Raw genomic sequence first — 16,924 nt, forward strand, 5'->3', positions numbered from 1 at the left:
GGATGGCTGCCGTTACCGAATGACTTTTCGAGAAATCGTTCATGCTGCGGCATCCCGTGTCATCCCGTCTCCCTGGTGGATGGCTGCAAGCACTTCCTCGCGAACAGCGATGAAGTCCGGCGAGGATTTTAAAGCCCGCGCATCGCCGCTTTCGAGGAACCGCCTGCTGAACTCCAGCGGCATGATCCTGGCTATTCGGCCGGGTCTCGGCGTCATGATGATCAGCCTGGTGGCAAGGAAAATGGCCTCCTCCACGTCATGAGTGATGAAGAAAGCCATCTTGCTGGTCTTTGCCCAAACGCCGAGGATCAACTCCTGCACCTGCTCGCGGGTAAAGGCGTCAAGCGCGCCAAGCGGCTCGTCCATCAAAAGCATGCGCGGATCGGCTGCCAGCGCGCGGGCGATTCCGACGCGTTGCTGCATGCCGCCCGAAAGTTCGTAGATCTTCTTGTCGGCAGAACCGTCGAGTCTGACAAGATCGAGCATGTGGCGGGCACGCTGGAGCCGCTCCGCTTTCGGCATGCCCTGCATGCGCAAGCCAAATGCCACGTTCTCGACGACGGACAACCAAGGCATTAGTGCGTGGCGCTGGAATACCACGCCGCGATCGGGGCCCGGTCCGCTCACCGGTTGGCCGTCGATCAAGATCGTGCCGTCGGTCACCGGTTGGAAACCGGCGATGCAGGAAAGAAGCGTGGTCTTGCCGCAGCCGGAGGCACCGAGCGCCACAACAAACTCTCCTGGTCCGATATCGAGATCGATACGCGACAGCGCGACCGTGCCGCCTTCGCCTTCTCCGTAGTGGACGCTTACATTGCGGATCTGAAGCATCGAGATCACTCCGTCAGAAGCTGTGCGGGACCGAAATCCTCGGTCCGGCCGTTGGGAACCGTCGCCTACTTGGCGGCTGACTTCACATATTTGTCGGTCACGAAGGCCGCATAGTCGGGAGCGAGATCGGTGACACGGCCCTGTTCCTTGAGGAACTCGGAGGTCGATTGCAGAGCCTTGGCGGCACCGCCGCCAAGCCAGGCCGCCGACGCCTGTTCCTCGAGTGGCGGGAATTTGTAAGCGGCCATGCCGGCCGGAACGTCGGCGGCGTTAGCGCCGGTCCATTTGACGACAGCACGAACCTCGGTGGAGTCCGGCGTCCAGGCGGCCTTGTTCTTGGCATAGTCCGCGTCGGAGGCGGCCAGGAGCTTGACGAATGTCGTCATGAACTCGGCATTGGCTTCGGCAAATTCGTCGGTGACGACGATCCCGTCGAAGGTCGCCTTGCCCTTGGCGGCGAAATCGCCGGCACTGGCAATGACGGTGCCGCTTTTTCTGGCGACATCCAGAACCGGTGCCCAGATAAATGTCGCATCGATATCACCGCGCTCCCACGCGGCGGCGATTTCCGGCGGCCGCATGTTGAGCAGCTTGACGTCCTTGGACGAAAGGCCGGCTTCTGAGAGCGCATACATAAGTTGGTAATGCGAGGTCGATACGAACGGCACGGCAACCGTCTTGCCCTTGAGGTCGGCGATCGTCTTGATGTTGCTGCCGTTGCGGGCAACCAGTTGCTCGGCATTGGCGATGTCGTCGAGGATCCAGAACAGCTTGATCGGCAGGCCCTGGGAAGCTGCCGCGGCAACCGGCGAGGAACCAGCTTCGCCCATATTGACGTCGCCGGACGACATGGCGCGGATGACGTCGCCACCGCCACCGAATTTTACCCATTTGATCTTGTAGCCCGTTTCGGCCTCGAGCTTGCCGGATTCCATCAGCACGCGGATGGGGGTCATCATGTCCTGATAGGCGAATGTCAGGCTTTTGTCCGCCGCCGAGGCGGTGAAGGATGCGCCGAACACCATGCTGCAGGCCATGGCCACGGATGCGAATGCTTTGCTCAGGCGCTTCATGAACTTCACTCCTAAAAGAGGACGGAAACTACCCGCATTAAGCGTGAAGCAATTGCCATGCCGAAAGAGCCAGTTGCGGCGATTCGCCAGTCATCTGGCCCTGTGCATGCACACTGGCCCCATCATTGATGCCGTCTGGCTCTCACCGGCATTGCCCCGTTTGCCTAGAACACTCCGCAGAAGTGGTTCGGCAGCCGCTCTGGCTTTGGAGGGGGAATGGAGGCGCTGGCAATTGCGATCGTGACGATCGGCGCGGGCGGGTTTCGCGGCGTGACCGGCTTCGGTTACGCGATGGTCGCCTCACTTGGCATTTCGGGAGCGATGATGCTGCCGGCCGTCAGCGTGCCATTCATCCTGTTCAACGATTTGCTTCTGACAGGCTTCACATTGCTCAATCGCAAGCATGGCGCAATTGACTGGGTTGCGGGCCGCATTCTTCTTCTCTCGGGTCTCTGCGGCGCCATCTGCGGCGGATTGCTGGCAGCACGGCTCGACGGAGACATGGCCCGGATGATGATCGCGATCATCGTCGCGCTTACGGCCTGCGTAGCCATGATCCGCAATCCACCCAGTTGGCTGGCCGGCCGATCCTTCGGCATGCTGTTGGGCTTTACCGTCGGGCTGCTCTTATCAGCCTTTGCCGTCGGCGGGCCGCTGGCGGCCGCATGGCTGCTGGCCGGCGGAACGCAGCGGCCATATGTTCGCGGCACACTGGCGGTCTTTTTCGGCGTCGTCGATCTTGCCAGCCTCGTCAGCCGTTTTTTCCTCGGCACGATTGATCTGCAGCTCATGCAACTGCTCGCCTTCTATTTCCCGCTGGCGCTCGCCGGTTTTGGTGTCGGCTTTTTCCTGTCACAGCGAATGTCACCGGACCTTTGGCACAGACTATCGTCCGGTGGTCTGGTTTTGATCGCCACCATCGGCCTTGTCCAAGCCATCGGCGCATTCCTCACCGTCTGATCTCTGATCCCTCCAAAGGAACCTATCATGCAGAAAACCGCCCTTATTACCGGCGCCACCGCGGGCTTCGGCGAGGCCATAGCCCGGCGTTTCGTTGCCGAAGGCTGGAACGTCATCGTTACCGGCCGGCGAAAGGATCGTCTCGATCAGCTGGTCCTTGAACTGGGAGGAAAGGCACGCGCCATCGGCATCTGTTTTGACATCCGGGATGAGGCAGCCACGCGCACTGCACTCGCGTCGCTGCCCTTGGAGTTCCAGGCGATCGATGCCCTGATCAACAATGCCGGCCTGGCGCTCGGCACCGGAATGGCCGACACATGCGATCTTGCCGAATGGAAAACGATGATCGACACCAATATCACCGGTCTCGTCACCATCACCCGGCTTCTGCTGGAAACGCTGGTCGCGCGCCGCGGGCTTGTGGTCAACCTGGCGTCGATCGCGGCGAACTGGCCCTATCCCGGCGGCAACGTATATGGTGCCAGCAAGGCCTTCGTGCGCCAGTTCTCGCTGGGCCTGCGCAGCGACCTTTCGAGCAAGGGCGTACGCGTGACGTCGATCGAGCCGGGGCTGTCGGAAAGTGAGTTTACCCTGGTGCGCACCGGCGGCGACCAGGCGTCCTACGACCGATTGTATCAGGGCGCCAATCCGCTGCAGCCGGAGGACATCGCCGAGACCATCTACTGGGTCTCCAGCCTGCCGGCGCATGTCAACATCAACAGCCTTGAGATCATGCCGATCAGCCAGTCCTGGGCGCCGTTCCAGGTTCATCGCGAACAGACGGCCTGATCAGCCAATGAACAAGGGCTCGGCCAATCATGGCGAGCCCTTGTCTGGAACGGAAACCTCGCGCAGCTGTCAGCCGAACACTTTTGTCAGCGCCCGATCGACAGTAGATGTGATCGCGTCGATATCGGCTGCCGTCGCGATTAAGGCCGGGCTGAAGCACAGCGTGTTGTTCAAGCCTGGCAGCGACCTATTGGTCGCGCCGATAATGACGCCATCGCTCATGCAGGCACCGATGACTGCCTGAACCTGTTTTTCATCGACGGGTGTCTTCGACTGCCGGTCGCTGACCAGTTCCGCACCGCAGAAAAGACCCAGACCCCGGACATCGCCGATTACCGCGTGGCGTTCTTGCAGCTCCCGCAGGTTGGCGCGCATGCGTTCACCCATGCGAGTGGTGTTTTCCAACAGCCCTTCCTCTTCAATGATGCGCATGTTTTCCAGCGCAGCAACCGGGCCGGCAACACAGCCGCCAAACGTCGAGATGTCGCGGAAATAGGACATCGGGTCCGATGGGTTGTCCTTGAAGAGGTTGAAAACCTTTTCATGGGTGACGGTGCAGGAAATCGCCGCATAACCGGAGGCGACGCCTTTCGCCATGGTTACGAAATCCGGTTCAATGCCGAAATGCTGGTAGCCGAACCATTTTCCTGTGCGGCCAATCCCGCAGACAACCTCGTCGATATGGAGGAGAATGTCATATTTCCGGCAGATTTCCTGGACCCGGGGCCAATAGCCGTCGGGTGGAACGATGACGCCGCCGCCGGCGGTGACGGGCTCGAGGCAGAGTGCGCCGATCGTCTGCGGCCCCTCCCGCAGGATGACCTCTTCGATGGCGTCGGCGGCACGCTCGCCGTAATTGTCGATGTCACCATACTGGCTGCGGTATTCGAGGCAATGCGGCACCTCGACGAAACCCTCGGGCAGCGGTCCGTACTGTTCGCGCCGTTCCGGCTGGCCGGCGGCCGCCAGCGTGCCGAGCGTGGTGCCGTGGTAATCGCGTTCGCGGTAAAGGATCTTGTATTTCTGGCCGCCATGATGACGATGCGAAATCTGCCGCACCATCTTGAAGACCTTCTCATTGGCCTCCGATCCTGAATTCGAATAATAGACGCGGGTCATTCCCGGCATCTTTTCGATCAGCTTTTGCGCAAAGAGCGCGCCGGCGACGGAGCCGGCGGAATTGGCGAAATAGTTGAGCTTGACCAGCTGATCGCGGACCGCGTCGGCAATGCTTTCCCGGCCAAAGCCGACATTGACTGTCCACACGCCGCCGGAAAGCGCGTCCAGATATTCACGTCCGGTCGCATCCCATACCCGCATGCCGCGTCCTTCGACGAAAATGCGCGGATCGGCCGTCTCGAAGGTCTTGTGCTGGGTCAAATGGTGCCAGACATGGGCGCGGTCGGCTTCGATCACGGCCTGGATATCGTTGGGCAATATCGCCGAATTCATGGGGCATCTCCTTGAACGTGGAATGTCCGCATAGCACGGCCCCGCAGCCTAGTGATGGCGCAACCCGCTCTGGCACCATGGAATGTCCGTTCTGGACCCACAGTGTCAGGGGGCACTCAAGGTCGGATGGATGGAGGCGACCGCTCGACGTGGCACGGATGGCGAGACGGTTGGTCGGGACGGCTCGACGAATGGCGCCAGGCGCGACAGACCCGCCTCGATGCGGTTTGCGGCAATCGAACCGAAGCCGAGCCGGAAGAGGCGGCGGCCGTGCGCCGGATCGCTGAAGAAGATGTCGCCCGCTTCGACCAGGACGCCCGCCTGCCGGGCTGCCTCCATCATGCGGCGGGCGTCAAAATCCTTCGGTCCCTCTATCCAGAAGCTCGTCGCTCCCTCGCCTCGCGTCACCGTGCAGGATGGCAACAGATGCGGAAGGCATTCGGAGATGATCCGCGCCCTTTCCAGCATCACGGTTCCGGTGCGGTTGAGGTGCTGGCGGTAGTGACCGAGCGCGATGAAGTTTGCGAGCGCACGCTGGTTGTTGGTGGGCGGGTGGCGCAGCATCAGGCGGCGCAATACCCGCAGCTCGTCAATGACCGGGCGCGGCGCAACGATGTAGCCCACCCGCAATCCCGGCGCGAGCACCTTGGAAAAGCTGCCGACATAGATGACCCGACCATCGCTATCCAGGCTCTTAAGGGAGGGGATGTCACCATCGCTTTCGATCGAAAGATCGGCCTCGTAATCGTCTTCGACAATCAGGACGTCATCGACACGTGCCGCCTGCAGCAACATTTTGCGGCGTTCGAGCGGCATCACCGACGTGGTCGGGCATTGGTGGCTAACGGTCAGGAAGGCGACGTTGCTGCGCGCAAAATCCGCATCCGGAATCACGCCCTGGCGGTCGAGGTTAAGGCAGACGATGTTCGATGTCGCGAGGCTCACCATGTTGCGCACATCCGGGTAACCCGGATCCTCGATGCCGGCCGCAGTGCGGCGGCTGACCAGCAGCTGCACGAGCATCGACAGGGCCTGCTGCGAGCCGATCGTCACGATGATCTCGCCGGCACCAGCAAAGATGCCGCGACGTGGCAGGACCTGGCTGCGCAATTGTTCGACCAGATCCGGGTCGTCATCATCGATCATGTCTCCCGCCCAGCCCTGGATCTCCCTGACACTAGAGGCAGCGCGCACGGCCTCGCGCCAGTTGTTGGTCGGAAAGAGCGCCGGGTCATATTGCCCGAACAGGAAGGGATAGGGATAATCCAGCCAGTCCCGCGGCTTGCAGATCTGCCGCTGTGCGGAAGGCTGGATGGCAAACCGTGCCTGCCACTGGCCGAACGAAGCCGACGGCGGCTGGTTGACCACCGGTGCCGCTCCGCCGGCCGCCACGAAAATGCCGCTGCGCTCCTTCGAGATCAGAAAACCTTCGTCTGTCAGCAACTGGTAGGCCGTCGTCACCGTGTTGCGGGCAATGCCCAGAAGGGCCGCGAGCTGTCGGGTCGATGGCAATCTCGTATTGCGACTGAGCACACCGGTCTCGATGGCATTGACGATCATGCGGCGGATCTGCAGGTTGAGAGCCTGCCCGTCCTTGTTCAACGCACCGAACAGGCGCCGCCATGTGACATCCGTGACCGATTGCTGGCGCTGGTTTTTCAAAGTCTTCATGGCATCTGCGAAGCAAAGAACGGGCCAGTTGTTCCCCTGTCGGTTGCGGCTGATTGCGATAGCCGCCTCGTCCGTCAAACCATGAAATCGGAAACGCCTCTGCGCAGGTGTTTTGACCAACGCGCCGTCGAAAGACCTTCCGTTTCGGGAGCACCCCCAAGAGATATCGGCACCAATTGGCCCATCAAACTACGGGTCGAGGAAAATAATGCTGGCGTTCTTGTTTGCCAGGGCGCGCGATCTGATTACGATTTGTGCATAAGAATCAATCGGCAAATTAACAGGCAAACTCGTCTGATGGTGGCCGGCAAAGAAATCTATATTCCACCAAAATTTTTTCGATTGGACAGCAGACGGCTTCGAAGTTGGACTGATGGAACAACCGAAGCCGCATTTTCCCTCCAACAAACCCGAGGTATCTGTGACACCTTCCGATTGCCTGTCCCCCACCAGACGCAGTGTACTGATCAGCCTCGGCGCTGGGATCGTCGCGATGACCTTGCCGCAGGGCACGCTTGCCCAGACACCGGCCTCCGTGTTGAAGTTCGGCCTCTCGACCTTCCCGCCGACCATCAAGCCTTTCGATAATACCGGGGGCGCCGCCAACACCGTCAAGCTGATGCTGTACCGCGGATTGATGGGTTACGATGCCAGCGGCAAGCTGGTGCCCGAACTGGCCGACAGCTTCTCATGGACCGACCCGACCACCGTCGTTTTCAAGCTGCGCCCGAACGCCGTCTTCCACGACGGCAGCCCGGTGACTTCAGCGGACGTTGCCTTCTCGCTGAACGAGATCACCAAGAATGGCTCCACAGCCTTTCTGAAAAGCGATCTCAAGATCATTTCTGCTGTCGAGGCGGTCGACGACAAAACGGTCAAGATCACCCTGAAGGCGCCGAGCGCCATCTTTCTTGACTTGCTGGCGAGCTATTGCTGCCCGGTGATTTCGAAGAAGAGCACCGACGGCGAGACGATCGGCGCCGGCCCCTTCACGTTGAAGGGCAGCGAAAAGAACGTCTATATCGAAGTTGCGCGCTTCAAAGACTTCTACATGGCCGACCAGCCGCGGGTCGAGGGCATCCGCTTTGTCGCCTATGCCGACGAAAACCTGCGTTATGCAGCACTCGAAGCCGGCGACGTCGACCTGATCGAATATCTTCCCTGGACGCAGTTCGACACGGTCGAGGCATCCAAGACGCTGAAGATGAAGGCCACGCTGGGACCCTTCATGTTCCTGCTGTTCAACGTCACCAGCGGCCCGTTCGCCAATCCCAAGGTGCGTCAGGCGGTCGGCTACGCAATCGAACGGCAGGATGTCGTCGATGCTGCCTTTGCCGGACGTGGCGAACCGCTCTTTGGTTTCCCGAACCCACGCGGCTCCAAATTCGATCTCGCCGATCCGGCCCATGAATGGAAATACGATGTCGAGAAAGCCAAGGCGCTGCTTGCCGAGGCCGGCTATGCCAACGGCTTCGAATGCCGCCTTCTGGCAACGGCCACCTACGGCATGCACCAGGACACGGCATCCGTCGTCCAGGCCTATCTCGGCGCCATCGGCATCAATGCGACGCTCGATCTGCCCGACTGGGGCACCCGCGTCACGGCTGGCAAGGAAGGCAAATATGACATCGCAGTCCACGGGACGTCGGGCAATTACAACGACCCCGATGCACTCTGGTCGCTGCTCTATTCCGGCAATCCGTCCTATCTGCAATCCTTCGGTTTCAAGAGTGCGCGCATAGACGGGCTGTTGGAACAGGGCCGCAACGAGGTCGATCCGGACAAGCGCAAGGCGATCTACCAACAGCTGGTCGTCGCCTATTACGAGGAGGTACCGCAAGTTCCGCTGAACTGGCGCATCCAGGCCTATGCCATGAAGCAGTCGGTCGAAGGGTTCGAGCAATTGCCGGGCTTCCTCAGCGGTTCATCGGGTTACGCGCTCGACGAGACGAAATTCGCATAAGGAGCGCTGAATGCTGGCCTTCATTTCTCGTCGCATGGCAGCAGCCGCTGCCATGCTGCTGGTCATCGGCACGATCATCTTTTCGCTTCTCATCATCGTACCGGGTGACCCGGCCGAACTGCTGCTGTCGACCGGCGGCGGTTCCGCTTCCGCCGAAGCCATCGCCAATCTGCGGGTCAATATGGGCCTCGACAAGCCGGTCCTCACGCAATACGTGACCTTCCTTTACAATACCGCGCGGCTGGATTTCGGCACGTCGATTGTCGACAACGGCTCGATTTCCTCGGTCATCGCCCTGCGCCTTCCGCGCACGCTCGAAATCATTATCGCCGGTACGATTTTCGCGCTGTTGCTGGCCATTCCCGCAGGCACGGCGGCGGGATTGCGGGCAGGCGGAAAATTCGACATTGCCGCCTCCGCCATCAATGCGCTTCTGACCTCGATTCCGGGCTTCGTGCTCGGCACGCTGTTCATCTTTTTCTTCGCACAGGTCCTGGGCTGGCTGCCGGCCGGCGGTTATGTCGCTTTCGCGACCAATCCGATTCAGCATCTTCAGATGCTGGTTCTGCCCGCACTGACCGTCGGCCTGCACCTGGCGACGATCGTGTTTCGTATGACCCGGGCCAGCGTGCTGGAAATGCGCGGTCACGACTGGGTGCGCACCGCGGTGGCCAAAGGACTTCGCCGCAAGCGGGTGGTTCGCCGACACATCCTCTACAATGCGCTCGGACCGATCATCACCGTCGTCGGCCTGCAGCTCGGCATCCTTCTCGGCTCTACCGTCCTCGTCGAGTTCATCTACAACTGGCCCGGCCTCAGTGGCCTGCTGGTTTCGGCAGTCGAACAACGCGATTACCCAACGGTCCGCGCCGTCATCCTGACCGTCGCGGCCATCTTCATCGGTATCAATCTCGCGATCGATATCCTGTCCTCGCTGCTTGATCCGAGGATCCGCCTGCAATGATGTCAGTCCGGAACTTTCCCAAGCGCATGATCCTGCCCAGCCTGTTTCTGGCAGCCTTGATCATCATTCCCTTTGCCGCCCCGCTGATCACTGCCGACGATCCCGTCAAGATCGCCGTTCGCTATCGGCTCGCCGCCCCTGACCTAGAACATTGGCTGGGTCGGGATGAATTCGGCCGCGATCGGCTGGCCCGCGTGCTGTACGGCGGCCAAGTATCGCTGACCGTCGCTTTCGTGGCGACCACCATTGCCTGCATCATCGGCACGTTTTTCGGTCTGGTCGGTGCCTATTTCCGTGGACCCTCGGAATTCGTGACGAGCCGGCTATCCGACATCGTGCTCTGTTTCCCGCCGATCCTTTTGGCGCTGCTCGTCGTCACCCTGTTCGGACCGGGCAGCGTCACGCTGGTTGCCGTGCTTTCGGTCCTGTATTTTCCGACCTTTGCGCGCATTACCTTTTCAGAGGCACTGCGGGTCACCTCCCTTGATTTTGTCGAAGCGTCCCGCGCGCTTGGCACGCCTTCGCACCGCATCGTGCTTGGAACTGTTCTGCCGAACATCGCCGGCCCCCTGTCGGTTCAGTATTCGCTGACGGCAGCAGCAGCGATCACGATCGAAAGCGGCCTGTCCTTCCTCGGCCTCGGCGTGGTGCCGCCGGCCCCCTCCTGGGGCCAGATGATCCGCGGTGCGCGTCAATTCATGAACCAGGATCCGCTCGGCATCATGATCCCCTGCGCCGCCCTGGTGCTGACAATCTATGCCATCAACTTCTTTTGCGACCGCCTGCGCGACACACTGGACCCGAAAGGCGCTTCCGGCAGCGGCATGGACGAGGTTTCCAAGCCGAAGGCGCAGGCGGATGCGCCGACCATCAAAGACCTGGACGTGGTTGCCGTCATCAACAACCTACGGCTCGAGACTGCGCATTTCGGAACACCTGCCGTTATCGAGGACGTTTCCCTGACTTTACGTGCCAACCAATGCACGGCACTTGTCGGCGAAAGCGGATCAGGAAAATCGCTCTCTTCTCTGGCGCTGATGGGCCTCCTGCCTGGCGCTATTCGGCAGGTAGGAGGCACGCTGCAGCTGCGACGCAAGTCTGATGAGGTTGTTGACCTCGGCTTTCTCGATGCCCGCACGCTCGAGGACATCCGCGGCAACGACATCGCCATGATATTCCAAGAGCCGATGACCTCGCTCAATCCGATCCACAAGATCGGCGACCAGATGATCGAGGCCATCACCGCGCATCGGCCGATGTCGAAGTCCGACGCCCGCGCCGATGCAATCGCGCTCCTGAAGCGTGTGGGCATGAACGACGCCGAGCGGCGGATCGATAGCTACCCCGACCAGATGTCGGGTGGCATGCGCCAGCGCGTCATGATCGGAATGGCGCTGAGCTGCGAACCGCGCCTGCTGATCGCAGACGAGCCGACCACCGCGCTCGACGTAACGATCCAGGCGGAGATCATCGAACTGCTGCAAACCCTGCGGCAGGATCAGGGGAACGGGCTCAGCCTGCTGTTCATCAGCCATAATCTGGGCGTCGTCGCAGATATAGCCGACCGCGTGGCGGTGATGTACTCGGGCCTGATCGTGGAGGAAGGTCCCGCCGCCCAGATCCTACGCGATCCGCACCACCCCTACACACGTGCCCTGATCGAAAGCATGCCGTCCTCGCATGAAGAGTTGAACTCGGCCCGAGGTGATCGGCTTCCAGCAATTTCAGGCACGCCACCGCTGCCGTCTGCCCGCCCCTCGGGCTGCACGTTTCGTGACCGCTGTCCAATCGCGGTGCCGGCCTGCGCCGACATCCGGCCGGCCCTTTACCCGAGCGCAGACGGCGAACGCGCCGTGCGCTGTCTGCGGGCGCCGGAAGCACCGGCGGGCGTGATGAACCACCAGACGGAGGCCGCATGACAGCCGCACCCCTTCTCGACGTCTGCAATCTCAAGAAGAGCTATTCGATCGGACGCAGTGGTCTTTTTTCCAAGCGATCGCTCAATGTGCTGCATGATGTCAGCTTCAGCGTGGCACCGGGCGAGGTGCTCGGCCTCGTCGGCGAAAGCGGCTCCGGGAAAAGCACGATCGGCCGCGCGATCCTGAGGCTGATCGAGTCGCGAAGCGACGTGATGCGTTTCGACGGAGAGGACCTGAACAGCATCTCGCCTGTCCGGATGCGCAGCCTGCGCAAGAAGATGCAGATCATCTTCCAGGACCCTTATGCCAGCCTCGACCCTCGCAAGACCATCCGGGCGGTGCTGTCGGAGGCGCTCGACGCACACAGGTTGCACAAGGGTGCTGCCCGGGAGCCCCGCCTGATCGAACTTGTCACGCTGGTCGGCCTGGATCCGAGCTTCCTGGACCGCCGCCCGCACGAATTCTCTGGCGGCCAGCGGCAGCGCATCGGCATTGCCCGCGCGCTTGCCGTCGAGCCGAGCTTCATTGTCTGCGACGAAGCCGTGTCTGCGCTGGACGTGTCCATCCAGGCGCAGGTTCTGAACCTTCTGGCCGACCTGCGTGCCAAGACGGGTGTATCGCTGCTGTTCATCAGCCACGATCTTTCGGTGGTGCGCTACATCTCTGACCGGGTGATGGTGCTTTATCTCGGACGCGTTATGGAGGTCGGTCCTGCCGATCAGGTGCATTTTTCACCCAAACATCCGTATACGGCGGCCCTTGTTTCGGCCGAACCAAGCCTGCACCGCGAGAACCGCCGCATCCGGCTGACTGGCGAGATCCCCTCGCCGCTCGCTCTACCCTCTGGCTGCATCTTCCGCAGCCGCTGTCCCTATGCCCAGCCCGCCTGTGCCGAGACCGTCCCGCCGTTGCAAACGGTTGGCGATCACCACCAGTCGGCCTGCCTTAGAACCGACATACTGTAAGGAAATCAACATGCTGACTGAAAAGATCAAGATCGCTGAACTGACCAGCGAGGAAGCCCGCCAGTTTCTCAACGACGATGCCGTCATCCTCCTGCCGATGGGCTCGCTGGAAGACCAGGGAACCCATGCGCCGATGGGCGACTATCTCGCCGCCGAAGCCGTCGCACTCGACATAGCCCGCGCCGCACGTGCCGAAGGCATCCCAACCTTCATCGCACCTGTCATCCCGTTCGGCGGCGCCGACTATTTTGGTTCTTCACATGGGGGCATCGCGCTCAGCCAATCAACGCTCGTTGCCTTGCTGGACGACATGTTTGCCAGTCTGGCCCGTCACGGATTGACCAAGTTGTTGGTCATCAACGGTCATGGCGGCAATGTTGGAGCGATCAACGAGGTCTCTTTGAAATGGCGCCAGACCAACGGCATGTTCGTGGCTTCGATGTATCTGTGGCAGATCAGCTATGAACTGCTGAAAGAGATCCTCGGCCCGGAAGCGGCTGCAAAGTCCTCCGGCCATGGCGGTGATCCGCTGACATCGGTCGGCTTACATTATTACCCCGATATCCTGCGCATGGACCTGGCAAAGTCACCGCCGAAGGACCAGAAGGCGATGGGTGTGGATGTGGCGGGCTTTGCCGCGCTGAAATATGCTGGCGCTCGCCTGCAGGCACCGATCGAGGCCATGGAAACAGCGCCGCATGGCGTATGGGGCGGCGATCCGGTATTTTGTTCAGCCGAAACCGGCGCGGCGCTGACCGAGCGCTTGGTCAAAATCGGCTCCGGCTTCATACGCGATCACGTTTCCAAGCGCTATGCCGCCTGATGGCTTGCAGTCTGGAGTGCGGCACCGGTTGGTGCCGCACTCCAAGAAAACATCCGTGCCATGACCGGGGTAGCAATGCGCTCTGCAGGAAATTCAGGTCTTGCGAAAGCTGACATAACGCGGATGGGCCGCTACCCATTCCTCGGCAGCCTGTCGGGCCAGCTGGAATATCTGCGCCGTCTGGGCTTTGCGCGCTCTGTTCTGATGGACGCAGCGGATATCAAGAGGGGCAAGCTGAACGGTGGTAGGGATCTCGACCAGCATTCCGGTGGTAATTTCCGGCTCTAGCGATACCAACGGCATTGCCGAGGCGCCATAACCGGCCTTGACCATCTCACAGATGGTGGCGAGCGAATTTCCGGTGTGGCGAGAATTGGGGCGTCGTTTCGTCTCTTCTATCAGGTCGGCGACAGGGCCGAACAGTGGCGATGTATGCGGGTAGAGTACCAGAGGCAACTCACGCAATTCATCCGGTGTCAGCGGGCGCTTGATCTCGCCGACCACGTCCGGCCGAGCCACCCAACCGACATGATACTGGACCGAGAAGCTATCCTCGATCTGCGGCAACCCAGCCTCTCCGGTAACGAACGCCATGTCCAGCGCGCCAGACTTGACCATCGGTCGCAGATCGAGATTGGAGCCTGAATAGAAATCGACCAGCGGGGGGTCCGGAAGGGCAGCAATCTTGTGGCGCAGCGTAACTGCCCACGTCTGGGTGACCATGGATACAACGCCGATCGTATAACGTCGCTTTTGCTTCGACTTCAGACGGCTCGTCAACGTCTCACTAAGATTGAGAAAGGTCTCGGCATATTCAGCGACCTCATACCCTTGTTCAGTCAGAGTGAAATCGGATTGGGCACGATCAATAAGAGGTATGCCCAAACTATCTTCGAGCCCTGATATGCGCGCCGAAACAGCCGGTTGCGTCAAACCGATATGATCGGCAACGCGTTGATAGCTCTTGAGACGCGTCAGCCAGTAGAATGCTTCAAGCTGTTTGAAATTCATGACTGGAACCTAGCGGAAACCGACCGGAAAACTCCATAAAAAAATTCTATGAGAGCGACAGGAATTTTTGCTTTGACCCGCACGCCCGTCCTGCAGTGAATGGGAGGCATACCGTGACGCATGAGCCAATGAGGATGCTCCATGAACATTGTCGTTTCGCTACCAGCCGCAGACAAGACGGAATGGTGGTGCCAGATGCTGCGCGATCTGATGCCGGACTGGAATGTCTACCCGATAGACAAAGTGCCTGATCCCGATGCCGTGACCTATTCGGTGCTCTGGCGGCCGGCGACCGGCTCCATGAAACCGTTCCGAAACCTGAAGGCGATCGTTTCGCTGGGGGCCGGCATCGACCACGTCCTGGCAGACGAGCAATTGCCGATTCACGTGCCAATCATCCGCACCGTCGGCACCGATCTGACGCAGCGAATGAAGGAGTATGTTGCCCTTCACGTCCTGCGCCACCACCGGGAACTGCCGGCTATCCAGGCCAACCAGGCCCGCCAGCTCTGGGAGCAGATCGTCGTGCCACCCGCCCCCCAGCGCCGCGTCGGCGTGATGGGACTGGGCAATCTCGGTGCCGTCGCCGCAGACATTTTGAAACAGATCGGCTTCGAAGTGCGCGGCTGGTCACGATCCCCGAAGGATCTGCCCGGCATCCAGTGCTTTTCCGGAAGCGAAGGTTTTGGGGCGTTTCTGGAAGGCACGGAAATCCTTGTCTGCCTGCTGCCCCTGACCGAAAGTACACGCGGCATTCTCAATGCCGACACGTTCAATCGCTTGAAGCGCGGCGCCAGCATCGTCAACGCGGCACGGGGTCCGCACCTGGTCGACAGCGACCTTGTCGACGCCCTCAATTCGGGCCAGATCAGCAGTGCGACGCTCGATGTCTTCCATGTTGAGCCGCTTCCCAAAACGCATCCCTTCTGGACCAATCCGAAGATCACCGTCACGCCGCATGTCGCCTCGTTGATCGACGCGCCGACAGGCAGCAAAATTGTCGCCAAGAACATCCGGACCTTCCAGGAAACCGGTACGGTCGCCGATCTCGCGGACGCCAAGCGCGGCTACTAACACATAGATTTTCTTTGGATGCCCCTCTCAGCCCTTCGGTTACCCCTGCGTGACCGGAGGGCTATTTTGTTCAAATAATCATCATAATCCAGTCTCTTAGTCCGGCAATCGGATTAAATAATTGGCCGTTTTTCATCCAAAATTTTTCTGATGCAAAACACAAGAAAATTCGATTGGACAACGATGGCCGTAGATCGTTGCATCAGGCGCAGTGGATCGTTCGATAAGCCCTTCAGCTTTGCCGGGATAAGACCAACCGTCGCGGAGCAGGCTCCAGCAGATTCACATTTCACCGTGCTGCCTGCCATCCTGGCAGCCACCTCGACAAACCGGGCCGCTTCACCCGACAGGAGAAAGTGCCGATGATCACCCGCCTTCTTGCCCCCGTCATCTTCGCCGCGCTGATCACCACCACAGCTCCGGCCCACTCAGCCGATGTCTCGGGGGAGATCACCCTCACCGCCTATTCGGGGATCTTTCAGGACAAATATAACGAAGCGGTGATCAAGCCCTTCCTGGCGAAATATCCCGATGTGAAGGTCAACTATTTTCCTGCCGGCGCCTCCTCGGCAATGCTGGGCAACCTGCGTTCGCAAGCCGGTGACCCGCAGACCGACGTAGTGATCTTCGACGTTTCCACGTCGCTGATCGGCGACAAGGAAGGCCTGCTGGCACCCTTGACCAAGACCGATGTCCCCAACCTTGCCGACCTGCTGCCGCAGGCCATCGTCAAGGAAGGTTACGGTCCCGCCGTCACCTTCGACAATCTGGTGGTGATCTACAACAAGGAAGCCTTCCCGACGGCGCCGACCTCGCTCGAGGTTCTCTGGGACAAGGCCTATGCCGGCAAGATGGCCGTCACCTCGATGCCCTCCATCCTCGGCTCCGGCCTGATGGTGATGACGTCTGCCATGCTGGGTGAAGACTATACCAAGTCCGTCAAACAGTCCGTTGCCAAGCTTGCCGAGATGGCGCCCGGCGTGCAGACCTTCGACCCCAAGCCTGACGCCTACACCCTGGTCATCAACGGGACAGATGTGCTGGGGACCGGCTGGAATGCCCGCGGTCAGTATTATGCTGACGAATCAAAGGGCAAGCTGGGCGTGATGCTGCCGAAGGAAGGCACTATCCTGCAGATCAATACCATCAATCTTGTAAAGGGCGCCAAGAACCCGGTCGCGGCAAAAGCCTTCATCGATTATGCGCTGTCGCCGGAAGCACAGGCAGCCTTTACGGAAGCGATGTTCTACGCGCCGGTGAATACCAAGGCAAAGGTCAGCGCCGAGGCCAGGGCCCGTACGGTTGCCGGCCAGCTCGACAAGACACTGCCGCTCGACTGGGCCTGGGCCGCCACGAAATCGGATGAATGGAACCAGCTCTGGAAGCGCCAGATCATCTCGGCCGGCAAGTGAAACAGCAGGACGAGCCC

The 16,924-nt window shown here is 60.4% G+C and carries 14 protein-coding genes; 9 read left to right on the top strand and 5 right to left on the bottom strand.

The annotated features are described in order from the left end of the window. Nucleotides 1–39: 39 nt before the first annotated feature. Nucleotides 40–837 (bottom strand): taurine ABC transporter ATP-binding protein, encoded by a 798-nt coding sequence (locus tag AC4CWF_RS25300; RefSeq protein ID WP_491287817.1) that lies wholly within the window; start codon nt 835–837, stop codon nt 40–42. A gap of 59 nt (nt 838–896) precedes the next feature. Further along, nucleotides 897–1,904, bottom strand: a complete 1,008-nt coding sequence (gene tauA / locus AC4CWF_RS25305; protein ID WP_491286614.1) for a taurine ABC transporter substrate-binding protein — start codon at nt 1,902–1,904, stop codon at nt 897–899. A gap of 216 nt (nt 1,905–2,120) precedes the next feature. On the opposite strand from tauA, the gene AC4CWF_RS25310 reads away from it, so the two are divergent. Both AC4CWF_RS25310 and AC4CWF_RS25315 read left to right on the top strand, forming a co-directional pair. Then, nucleotides 2,121–2,864 carry a TSUP family transporter gene (locus AC4CWF_RS25310; RefSeq protein ID WP_491286616.1) on the top strand — a complete coding sequence of 248 codons (744 nt, stop codon included), beginning with the start codon at nt 2,121–2,123 and terminating at the stop codon, nt 2,862–2,864. A gap of 27 nt (nt 2,865–2,891) precedes the next feature. Continuing rightward, nucleotides 2,892–3,653, top strand: coding sequence for an SDR family NAD(P)-dependent oxidoreductase (locus AC4CWF_RS25315; protein WP_491286618.1), 762 nt, complete (start codon nt 2,892–2,894; stop codon nt 3,651–3,653). 69 nt (nt 3,654–3,722) lie between these two features. On the opposite strand, the gene AC4CWF_RS25320 is transcribed toward AC4CWF_RS25315, so the two are convergent. After that, nucleotides 3,723–5,105: an aminotransferase family protein gene (locus AC4CWF_RS25320; RefSeq protein ID WP_491286621.1), complete on the bottom strand. Its 1,383-nt coding sequence runs from the start codon at nt 5,103–5,105 to the stop codon at nt 3,723–3,725. 105 nt (nt 5,106–5,210) lie between these two features. Beyond that, on the bottom strand, nt 5,211–6,776 hold the full coding sequence (pdxR, locus tag AC4CWF_RS25325) for a MocR-like pyridoxine biosynthesis transcription factor PdxR (protein ID WP_491286623.1): 1,566 nt from the start codon (nt 6,774–6,776) through the stop codon (nt 5,211–5,213). 493 nt (nt 6,777–7,269) lie between these two features. Between pdxR and AC4CWF_RS25330 the strand changes: the two genes are divergently transcribed. The 5 genes from AC4CWF_RS25330 to AC4CWF_RS25350 are packed head-to-tail and all read left to right on the top strand — an operon-like array spanning nt 7,270 to nt 13,410. Continuing rightward, nucleotides 7,270–8,739: an ABC transporter substrate-binding protein gene (locus AC4CWF_RS25330; RefSeq protein ID WP_491286625.1), complete on the top strand. Its 1,470-nt coding sequence runs from the start codon at nt 7,270–7,272 to the stop codon at nt 8,737–8,739. Nucleotides 8,740–8,749: 10 nt separating this feature from the next. Then, nucleotides 8,750–9,703, top strand: a complete 954-nt coding sequence (locus AC4CWF_RS25335; protein ID WP_491286627.1) for an ABC transporter permease — start codon at nt 8,750–8,752, stop codon at nt 9,701–9,703. After that, a complete protein-coding gene (locus AC4CWF_RS25340) occupies nt 9,700–11,622 on the top strand; it encodes a dipeptide/oligopeptide/nickel ABC transporter permease/ATP-binding protein (protein WP_491286628.1) in 1,923 nt (640 codons plus the stop codon). The genes AC4CWF_RS25335 and AC4CWF_RS25340 overlap by 4 nt, the downstream gene beginning before the upstream one ends. After that, entirely contained in the window at nt 11,619–12,587 is a 969-nt protein-coding gene (locus AC4CWF_RS25345; protein ID WP_491286629.1) for an ABC transporter ATP-binding protein, read from the top strand. Before AC4CWF_RS25340 ends, AC4CWF_RS25345 begins: the two co-directional genes overlap by 4 nt. Continuing rightward, a complete protein-coding gene (locus tag AC4CWF_RS25350) occupies nt 12,541–13,410 on the top strand; it encodes a creatininase family protein (RefSeq protein ID WP_491286631.1) in 870 nt (289 codons plus the stop codon). The genes AC4CWF_RS25345 and AC4CWF_RS25350 overlap by 47 nt, the downstream gene beginning before the upstream one ends. Before the next feature lie 93 nt (nt 13,411–13,503). Here AC4CWF_RS25350 and AC4CWF_RS25355 read toward each other — a convergent pair whose 3' ends face one another. Further along, nucleotides 13,504–14,421 (bottom strand): LysR family transcriptional regulator, encoded by a 918-nt coding sequence (locus tag AC4CWF_RS25355; RefSeq protein ID WP_491286632.1) that lies wholly within the window; start codon nt 14,419–14,421, stop codon nt 13,504–13,506. A 141-nt stretch (nt 14,422–14,562) separates the two neighbouring features. Between AC4CWF_RS25355 and AC4CWF_RS25360 the strand changes: the two genes are divergently transcribed. Both AC4CWF_RS25360 and AC4CWF_RS25365 read left to right on the top strand, forming a co-directional pair. Further along, nucleotides 14,563–15,495, top strand: a complete 933-nt coding sequence (locus tag AC4CWF_RS25360) for a 2-hydroxyacid dehydrogenase (RefSeq protein WP_491286634.1) — start codon at nt 14,563–14,565, stop codon at nt 15,493–15,495. A 362-nt stretch (nt 15,496–15,857) separates the two neighbouring features. Next, the gene (locus AC4CWF_RS25365; protein WP_491286636.1) at nt 15,858–16,907 is read left to right on the top strand and encodes an ABC transporter substrate-binding protein; all 1,050 of its coding nucleotides are present in this window, start codon (nt 15,858–15,860) and stop codon (nt 16,905–16,907) included. Nucleotides 16,908–16,924 lie beyond the last annotated feature (17 nt).

It is taken from the genome of Neorhizobium sp. PAMB6630, assembly GCF_058242775.1.